Here is a 9647-nt window from a genome sequence, read left to right on the forward strand (position 1 = left end):
TGTGACGTCGGCCGGGCGTGCCGCGCGATCGAGCCACGCCGCCGCCGCCCGCCGGTCGCCCAGCCGTTCATAGGCGCGCCCGGTCAGCGCCGCCGCGTAGCGATCGCCGAACGCAGCGGCCGGCGCCAGCGCGGCGATCGCCTCCGCCGGGGCGCCGTAGCGCCAGTGGGCAAGGCCCAGCAGGCGGCGCGCGGCGAGGTTGTCGGGCTGGCGCGCGACCAGCGCATCGAGCCGGGTGACCGCCCGCGCGTTTACGCCAAGCCGGATCGCAAGGATGCCATCGAGCAGCATCGCCCCCGGCAACGCATCCAGCCGGGGGCCGGCGCGGTCGAGCAGGCTACGCGCCAGCGCCGGCTTCCCGGCCCGTGCCGCCAATACCGCCTGCAGATAGAAGGCCGTCGCGTTGCCGCTGTCGAACGCCATCGCGGCGCGGGTCGTGGCCAGCATCTCGCGGTAACGGCCGAGATCGCCCAGCGTCGCCGCCTTGTCGAGCAATGCCGGGACGTTGCCGGGATCGACGGCGACGGCGCGGTCGAACCAGGGGAGAGCGGCAGTGAGGCCGAACTGGCTGCGAACAAGCAGGCCGCGCAGGCGCAAGCCCTCCGGGTCGCGCGGGTCGAGCGCGACCGCCTGTGCCGCCGCCACGATCGCTCCGGCCACCTCGCCGCTGTCGCGGCGGAAGCGGGTGATGTCCTGCCACACCGCCGCCGATCGCGGCGCCAGCGTCCGCGCCGTCTCGAATTCAGCGACGGCGCCTGGCCTGTCGCCCAGCGCGGCGCGGGCACGGCCGCGTATCCGCGCGGCATAGGCGGCGTAACGGGCGGGGATGGCGGCGGCATCCGCCTCGGCTAGCGCCCCGGCGGCATCGCCGCGCAGCAGCAGCGCTTCGGCCATCAGGTGCCGGCTGCGCGCGGCGGGGAAGCCGGCGGCGCGCGCCTGCTGCAGTTCCGCGACTGCGCCGTCGCCGTCGCCCAGGGCCAGCGCCACCCGGCCGAGCAGGGCGCGGGCAAGGCCGTTCGCCGGATCGGTCCGCACCGCGTTCATCAGGTGGACGCGGGCGGTGCGCGGCCGGTGCAGGGTAAGCGCCGCCACCCCTTCGACCAGCGGCGGCGGTGGTGGCGCTGCCCCGGCCAGAGCCGCGAGCAGCGGCGGCGCCAGCAGCCGCCAGCGGCTAGGCCGTAGAGATGTCATACTGTTTCAGCAGGTCGTACAGCGTCGGCCGGCTGATCCCAAGCAGCTTGGCGGCGCCGGAGATATTGTTCTCGGTGCGGGCAAGAGCATGGCGGATCGCCTTGCGGTCGGCCCGCTCGCGCGCCGCCTTCAGGTTGATCAGCGCCTCGTCCTCGTCCTGTGCCTCCAGGTCGAGGTCGGCGGCGGTGACCAGCCGCCCGTCGGCCATGATCACCGCCCGCTTCAGCCGGTTCTCCAGCTCGCGGACGTTGCCGGGCCAGCTCCACGCGTCGATCGCGGTCAGCGCGTCGGGGGTGAAGCCCTTGACCGCAGGGTTCATCTCCTTGGCGAAGCGGCCGAGGAAATGCCGGGCGAGCAGGCCGGCGTCGCCCGGCCGCTCGGCCAGCGTCGGGATCTTCACGACGATTTCGGCGAGGCGGTAATACAGGTCCTCGCGGAACCGGCCGTCGCCGATCATCTCGTCGAGATTCTGGTGAGTGGCGCAGACGATGCGGGTGTCGACCGGGATCGCCTTGCGCCCGCCGATCCGCTCGATCACCCGTTCCTGGAGGAAGCGCAGCAGCTTGACCTGAAGGGCAAGCGGAATGTCGCCGACCTCGTCGAGGAACAGCGTGCCGCCCTCGGCCTGCTCGATCTTGCCTTCGGTGGTCTTGATCGCACCGGTGAACGCGCCCTTCTCATGGCCGAACAGTTCGGCCTCCAGCAGGTTTTCCGGGATCGCGGCGCAGTTGATCGCGACGAAGGCGCCGGCGCGGCGGCTGGTGTCGTGCAGGCCGCGCGCCAGCAACTCCTTGCCGGTTCCGCTGGCGCCGAGCAGCATCACCGACACGTTGGTGCCGGCGACCCGCTCGATCGTCCGCGCCACCTTCAGCATCTCCGGCGCGGCGGTGATCATCCCGCCGAGCACGGCATGGCGGCCGTCCACGCTCTCCGCCAGCCGCCGGTTCTCCGCCTCGATCGCGTGGAGGTGGAAGGCGCGGCGGACGATCAGGCCAAGCTCGTCGATGTCGACCGGCTTCTGGTAGAAGTCGTAGGCGCCGCCGGAAATCGCGCGCAGCGCGCTTTCGCGCGCGCCGTGGCCGGAAGCGACGATCACCTTGGTGTCCGGCGCCAGCGCCAGTATCTCCGCCAGGGTGGCGAACCCCTCGCTGGTCCCGTCCGGGTCTGGCGGCAGGCCGAGGTCGAGTGTCACCACCTTCGGCTCGCCCAGCCGCAGCGCATCGATCGCCGCCTGCCGGTCGCCGGCGACGAGCACCTCGTAATCCTCATAGGCCCAGCGCAGCTGCCGCTGCAGGCCCTGGTCGTCTTCGACGATCAGCAGGCGGGGTTTGTCGCTCATCACGCTACCTTCTGAACAGGGGTGCCGGCGGGCTGCGGCAGGATCAGGGTGAACCGGCTGCCTTCGCCCTCGCGGCTTTCGACTTCGATGCGGCCGCCCATCATCGCTGCCAGCGTCCGCGCCTCATAGGCGCCGATGCCGAACCCGCCGGCCTTGGTCGACGCGAACGGTTTGAACAGCTGGGTGCGGATGAAATCGCCGCTCATCCCCGACCCGCGATCGACGATCTCGACCGCGGCGTCGACGCCGTGGCGGCGGACGGTGACATGCACCGGCTCGCCGGGCGGACTGGCGTCGATCGCGTTCTGGACGAGGTGGCCGAGCACCTGCTCCAGCCGCAGCGGATCGGCGAAGACGAACAGCTCCGCCGGCCCGTCGAGGGTGACCGGGTGCGACGACCGCTTGCGGCTGGCGACCGCCTCGGCGGCGGACAGCAGCGGCACTGGGCGCGGCTCCGCCGTCCGCCCCTTGTTGTGCTGCGACAAGCGGGCAAGCAGGTCGTTCATCCGCGTCGCCGATTCTTTCAGCGTTGCGATCATGTCGGCGCGGAAATCAGGGTTGTCGGCATGGCGCTCGGCGTTGCGGGCGAGCAGGGTCAGCTGACTGACCAGATTCTTGATGTCGTGCATGATGAAGGCGAAGCGGCGGTTGAACTCGTCGAAGCGCCGCGCTTCAGACAGCGCCTCGGCCGCGCGCGCCTCGGCCAGGTAGCTGGCCGCCTGCCGGCCGACGACGCGCAGCAGGTCGAAATCCTCCCAGTCCAGCGTGCGGTCGATCGCCGGGCGGGCGAGCAGCACCACCCCGGCCAGCCGGTCGTAATGGACCAGCGGCACTACCGCCCAGGCCGACGGGCAGGCCAGCGTCCACTCCGGCATCGCCTCGGCATCCGCGCTGGCGCCCCGCCGGACCGCGTCCAGCTCGACGATCCGGCCGGTCCGCTCGAAATGGGCGACCAGCGCCGCGTCGCCGCCGATCGCCGGCGCGTCGAGCGACGGCCAGTTCCACCGGTCCTGGCTGGCAAGGCCGCCGCTGTCATCGGGCAGCAGCAGCAGCCCGCCCGGCGATTCGGTGATGTCGGCAATCGCCTGGACAACACGCTGGTCGAGCGAGCCGCCGTCCGCGCCGGGCCGGCCGAGCGTCTCGGTGAAGCGTAGCCATTCGGTCCGGTAATCGTAACGGTGCTGGAAGAAATGCTTGGCCAGCTTGACCTTGAACCAGGCGCGGAACGGTGCCGCCGGTAGCAGCAGCAGCGCGGCCATCGTCGAGCCGAAGACGAAGGCGACCTGCGCCCCCCGCGCCTGCTCGCCGCCGAAACGGGCGAGCGCGGTCGTCACCACCACCATCACGATCAGATAGGCGCCGATCGCGGCGAGCGAGAGCGACTGGAAGGCGACGGTGCGCGACAGGCGGATCTTCCACGCATCCCGCCGCCGCGCGGCCAGCCCGAACAGCGGCGCCAGCACCAGCATCACGATGCCGCGCAGCGCCGCGATCTCGCCCGCCCAGGCCGGGGCAAGATAGGCGACGGTGTAAAGCTGCAGGTCATAGGCCCACATCACCGCGACGCCGGTGATCGCCAGCCGGATGCCGGCGCGGGCGGCCGGTGCGGCGGCGGTATAGAGATTGTGGACCAGCACCAGCGCGCCGATCGTCGCCATCAGCCGCAGCACCAGCGCGACGAACAGGACGACGCTGTCGACTTCGCCGGTCATGTCGCGCAGCGCCAGATCGATCACGATCTCCGCGCCGATGACCAGCGCGACGACGCCGTACAGGCCGGATACCGCCGCCTTGCGCTGGTCGCCCTCGCCCAGCCGCAGCAGCAGGAACATGAACCCCAGCCAGCCCAGGTTGCGGGCGCTTTCCGCCACCCGCGCGACCAGCGATGCCGGGCCGAGCGCGGCGGTCGCCAGCGCCCAGGCGGCGGTCAGCGCCAGCGCGCCGGCCAGCATGCTGCGCTGGTAGGACGCGCCGCCCAGGCGCGCCTGCCACACCGCCAGCGCCGCGAACAGCGTCGCGGCGATCGCATGGCCCCAGATCGCGGCCGCCTCGATCATCTCAGCGCGCTCCTTCCGGCCACAGGATCACCCGCGCCGTCTGGATCAGGATCAGCAGGTCCAGGAACGGTGTATAGTTCTTGGCGTAATACAGGTCGTATTCCAGCTTGCGCCGCGCATCCTCTATCGACGCGCCATAGGGGTAGTTGATCTGCGCCCAGCCCGTGATTCCCGGCTTCACCATATGGCGTTCGGCATAGAAGCGCAGCCGGTTCTCCAGGTCGGCGACGAATTGCGGCCGTTCCGGGCGCGGGCCGACGAAGCTCATCTCGCCCTTCAGCACCGTCCACAACTGCGGCAATTCGTCGATCCGCGTCTTGCGGATCAGGCGGCCGACGCGGGTGATCCGCGGATCGTTCTTCTCCGTCCACCGCGCCTCGCCGGGCATTTCGGCGCCCTCTCGCATTGACCGCAGCTTCACTATGCTGAAATCCTGCCCGTACAGGCCGACGCGGACCTGCCGGAAAAAGGCCGGGCCACGGCTTTCCAGCTTCACCGCGACGGCAGCGATGGCGATGATCGGCAGGGTCACGACCAGCAGCAGCAGGCTGGCGCACAGGTCGAACAGCCGCTTGGCGATACTCGACAGTCGCCGTCCGGACGAGAATCCGTCGGAAAAGATCAGCCAGGACGGGTTGACGCTGTCCAGGTCGACCCGGCCGGTCTCGCGCTCAAGGAAGGTCGATATCTCGTTGACGTGGACGCCGGTGGTGCGGATGCGCAGCAGGTCCTGCATCGGCAGGGCGTTGCGCCGTTCCTCCAGCGCCAGCACGACCTCGCTGGCGTTCAGCCGCACGACATGCGCGGCAAGGTTGGGGATTGCGTCGCGGTCGACCGCCTCGACGATCGCTGCCGTCCCTTCGTGCATGCCGACATAGCCGGCGACGGCGAAACCAGCGCCGCGCGCCTGCGCCAGTGCCTTGATCCGCGCGGCGCGCGGACCGGCGCCGAGCACGACGATCCGCCGCTTGAACACCTGCCCGCCGAGCGTACGGCCCATCAGCACCCGCATGCCGATCAGCAGCGCGGACGACAGCATCATCGCGTAGAACAGGTTGGACCGCCACAGGCTGAAATCGGGCAGCAGGAAATAGACCAGCGACAGCAGGATGATGCCGAGGGATATCGCCACCATCAGCCTCGCCGCCGCGAAACGCAGCGATTGCAGTGCCTCGGTGCCGTAGACGCCGACCGCGATCATCGACAGCTGGACGCAAAGGGCAAAGCTCAGCAGTTGGGGGATGCGGGTGGCGATCGGCTCGACCACCATGCCGATCTGTCCGGCGCGGTAGATCCAGCCCGCCTCCGCCGCGACGACGAGCAGCGCCAGGTCGAGCAGACCCAGCGCCAGCACGGCGTGCGGGACATAATGCCTGAACAGTTTGACCATACCGATCGCGTTGCCCGTTCCCGTCGGGTCCGTCCTGCGCGGCGGCGTAAGACATTCCGACACCCGCCCCCCTGTCGCCCAAATTGACAAATTTTTCCTGAAGGCGCCGGATAGGGGGAGCTTTCGCCCCGGATTCGGGGTTGTCCTCTGGCCACCACATTCCGGTTTCAGCATGGAACACGCCGCTACATGACCTTGCCCATCACCCCCGTCATCCTCTCCGGCGGGGCCGGCACCCGGCTCTGGCCGATGTCGCGCGCCGAGCGGCCGAAGCAACTGATGGCGCTGACCGCGGCGCAGACGATGCTGCAACTGACCGCGCTTCGCACCGGTGATGCGGCGCGCTTCGCCCGGCCGATCGTCGTCGCCAACCGCGCCCATGCCGACATGGTCGAACAGCAACTCGAACAGGTCGGCATCAGCCCGGCGCTGCTGATCCTGGAACCGGCCGGGCGCGATACCGCGCCGGCGATCGCGCTCGCCGCCCTTGCCGCCACCGATCCCGAAACGCCGCTGCTGGTCATGCCGAGCGACCATGTCATCGACGACCTGCCCGCCTTCCACGCCGCCATCGCCCGGGCGCTGCCCTACGTCGCCGACCGCTGGCTGGTGACCTTCGGCATCGCCGCTGACGCGCCGGAAACCGGCTATGGCTATATCGCTGTCGGCGATGCGCTGGGCGACGGCATCCACCGCGTCGCCCGCTTCGTCGAGAAGCCGGACCGCGCTGCGGCGGAGGCGATGCTCGCCGCCGGCGGCCATGCCTGGAACGGCGGCATCTTCCTGCTGCGCGCCGACGCCTATCTCGACGCGCTCGCTGCCCACGCGCCGGAAATACTGACTGCCGCCCGCAGCGCCATGGCGTGGGGCGAGCAGGCTGGCGGCCGCATCCACCCGGATGGCGAAGCCTTCATGGCGTCACCGGCGCGCTCGATCGACTATGCGGTGATGGAACGGGCGGAACGGATCGCGGTGGTGCCGGTGGCGATGGGCTGGTCGGACGTCGGCTGCTGGGACGCGCTGCACGCGATGGTCCCGCATGACGGCGACGGCAATGCCATGGGCGGCGACGTGCTGGCGATCGACACCCGCAACTGCCTGCTGCGCAGCGACGGGCCGACGATCGCCGCGATCGGGGTTAGCGACCTGATCGTCGTCGCCAGCGGCAACCATGTCCTGGTTCTGCCGCGCGGCCGCTCGCAGGAAGTGAAACGGATCGTCGAGGCCCTGAAGGCCACCCGACCCTGAACCCCGCCCCTCGCGCGGACGCAGGCTATCCCTGCGCCACCGCAAAGGCGGTCATGTTGACGATGCCGCGCGTCGTTGTCGCCGGGACGAGCACGTGCACCGGTTTCGACAGGCCGAGCAGCATCGGCCCCACCGCAAGCCCGCCGGTCACCGACGACAGCAGCGTCAGCGAGATGTTGGCGGCGTCGAGCGACGGCATTACCAGCAGATTGGCGGCGCCGGTCAGCGGGCTGGCGGTCACTGCCTGGCCGCGCAGTACCGGGTTGATCGCGAAATCGGCATGCATTTCGCCGTCTGCCTCCAGATCCGGCGCGCGCAGGCGGATCAGCTTAAGCGCGTCGCGCATCTTGCGCGCGCTCGGTGAATTGGACGCGCCGAAATTGGAATGGGAGACCAGCGCCACTTTCGGCGTGATGCCGAACCGGCGCACCTGATCGGCGGCGAGCAGCGTCATCTCCGCCAGTTGGCCGGCATCAGGGTCGACCATCAGGTGGGTGTCGCAGAAGAACAGGGTGCTGTGCGGGGTGATGAGCGCGGTCAGCGCATAGGTGCGCGCCACCCCCTTGGCGCGCGGGATGACCTGGAGCACCATCTTCATGTCGCTCCACCAGTCGCCCGGCCCGCCGCCCAGCGCCGCGTCGACATGGCCGGCGCGCAGCAGCATGGCGGCGGTGATCGTCGACCGCCGTTTCAGCCGCTTGACCGCCTCCGCCGGCGGCACGCCCCGCCGGTCGACGATCGCCGCATATTCGCCGCCGAGCGCGTCGAACAGCGCGTCGTCCGTCGCCGGATCGACCACCTCGACATCCTCGCCGATGCGGAAGCGCAGGCCGAGCGCGGCGCGCCCGGCCTCGATCGCCGCGCGCCGGCCGATCAGCACCGGCCGGGCCAGCCGTTCGTCGACCACCGTCTGCGCCGCGCGGAGCACCCGCTGCGCCTCGCCGTCGGCATAGGCGACGCGCCGCGCCGTCCCGCGCCGCGCCGCCTCGAACACCGGCATCATCAGCTGCACCGACCGGTAAGAGAAGCGGGCGAGCGAAGCGCGATAGGCCTCGATGTCTTCAATCGGCCGTCGCGCGACGCCGCTGTCTCCCGCCGCCTTCGCCACCGCCGGCGCCACTTCCAGAATCAGGCGCGGATCGAACGGCTTGGGGATGATGTGATCGGCGCCGAAGATCAGCCGTTCGCCGCCATAGGCGTTGGCAACGGTTTCCTCCGGCGTCGCGCGGGCCAGCGCGGCAATCGCCTCGACCGCGGCAACCTTCATCGCCTCGTTGATCTCGGTCGCGCCGACGTCCAGCGCGCCGCGGAACATGTAGGGAAAACACAGGACGTTGTTGACCTGGTTCGGATAGTCCGATCGGCCAGTGGCGACGATCGCGTCCGGGCGCGCGGCGCGGACCAGTTCGGGCAATATCTCCGGATCGGGGTTGGCCATCGCCAGCAGCAGCGGCTTGTCGGCGAGCAGCGGCAGCCATTCCGGCTTGAACACCTCCGGCGCCGACAGGCCGAGGAAGATGTCGGCGCCCGCCACCACCTCCGCCAGCGTCCGCGCGTCGGTGTTGCGGGCATAGCGCGCCATGTTGGGCAGCATCCCCTCGCGCCCGGCGTGGATCACCCCGTCGATGTCGGTCAGGGTGACGTTGGCGATCGGCAGGCCCATCGCCACCAGCAGGTCGACGCAGGCGAGCGCGGCGGCGCCGGCGCCGGACGTGACCAGCCGTACGTCGGCGATCTTCTTGCCCTGCAGCAGCAACGCGTTGCGGACCGCCGCGGCGCAGACGATGGCGGTGCCGTGCTGGTCGTCGTGGAACACCGGGATGTTCATCCGCCGGCGCAGCTCCGCCTCGATCGCGAAGCATTCCGGCGCCTTGATGTCCTCCAGGTTGATGCCGCCGAAGGTCGGCTCCAGCGCGGCGACGGCGTTGCAGAAGCGCTCCGGGTCGGTCGTGTCGACCTCGATGTCGAACGCGTCCAGCCCCGCGAACTTGCGGAACAGCACAACCTTGCCTTCCATCACCGGCTTCGACGCCAGCGCCCCGATCTTGCCGAGGCCGAGCACCGCGGTGCCGTTGGTGACGACGCCGACCAGGTTGGCGCGGGCGGTGTAGAGGTCGGCGCTGTGCGGATCGGCGACAATCGCTTCGCAGGCGGCGGCGACGCCGGGCGAATAGGCCAGCGCCAGGTCGCGCTGCGTCTCCATCCGCTTGGTCGCCTCGACCGATAATTTCCCTGGGCGGGGGTGGCGGTGATAGTCGAGCGCGGCTTTGCGGAAATCGTCGTCCATGGCCCCCGCTATAGTCGTCGTGCCCGCGAAGACAATCGGCCCGAACCGCCTAGGGTTTGTCCTGTTTGAGCGGCACCGGCCCGCTCCCCCACCCGGCCTCCCCACGGCCGGTGCCTATTGGAGGCAGGGTGGGGG

General features: G+C 70.3%; 6 protein-coding genes. 1 reads left to right on the top strand and 5 read right to left on the bottom strand.

Annotated elements, in window-relative coordinates; translation table 11 throughout:
• From E4A53_RS14335 to E4A53_RS14350, 4 genes are all read right to left on the bottom strand, one after another.
• Window positions 1–1191 (bottom strand): tetratricopeptide repeat protein (locus tag E4A53_RS14335; RefSeq protein ID WP_136163798.1); only part of this gene is annotated, 1191 nt, incomplete at its 3' end.
• On the bottom strand, window positions 1172–2530 hold the full coding sequence (gene prsR, locus E4A53_RS14340; RefSeq protein WP_136163799.1) for a PEP-CTERM-box response regulator transcription factor: 1359 nt from the start codon (window positions 2528–2530) through the stop codon (window positions 1172–1174). The genes E4A53_RS14335 and prsR, both read right to left, overlap by 20 nt.
• On the bottom strand, window positions 2530–4587 hold the full coding sequence (gene prsK, locus E4A53_RS14345; RefSeq protein ID WP_136163800.1) for an XrtA/PEP-CTERM system histidine kinase PrsK: 2058 nt from the start codon (window positions 4585–4587) through the stop codon (window positions 2530–2532). Before prsK ends, prsR begins: the two co-directional genes overlap by 1 nt.
• Before the next feature lies 1 nt (window position 4588).
• A complete protein-coding gene (locus E4A53_RS14350; protein ID WP_136163801.1) occupies window positions 4589–5977 on the bottom strand; it encodes a TIGR03013 family XrtA/PEP-CTERM system glycosyltransferase in 1389 nt (462 codons plus the stop codon).
• A 189-nt stretch (window positions 5978–6166) separates the two neighbouring features.
• Here E4A53_RS14350 and E4A53_RS14355 point away from each other — a divergent pair, with 189 nt between their 5' ends.
• On the top strand, window positions 6167–7225 hold the full coding sequence (locus tag E4A53_RS14355) for a mannose-1-phosphate guanylyltransferase/mannose-6-phosphate isomerase (protein WP_136163802.1): 1059 nt from the start codon (window positions 6167–6169) through the stop codon (window positions 7223–7225).
• 25 nt (window positions 7226–7250) lie between these two features.
• Here E4A53_RS14355 and E4A53_RS14360 read toward each other — a convergent pair whose 3' ends face one another.
• Window positions 7251–9512, bottom strand: coding sequence for an NADP-dependent malic enzyme (locus E4A53_RS14360; RefSeq protein ID WP_136163803.1), 2262 nt, complete (start codon window positions 9510–9512; stop codon window positions 7251–7253).
• Window positions 9513–9647 lie beyond the last annotated feature (135 nt).

Source organism: Sphingomonas flavalba (assembly GCF_004796535.1).
In the GTDB taxonomy this organism is placed as follows: Bacteria; Pseudomonadota; Alphaproteobacteria; order Sphingomonadales; family Sphingomonadaceae; genus Sphingomonas_L; species Sphingomonas_L flavalba.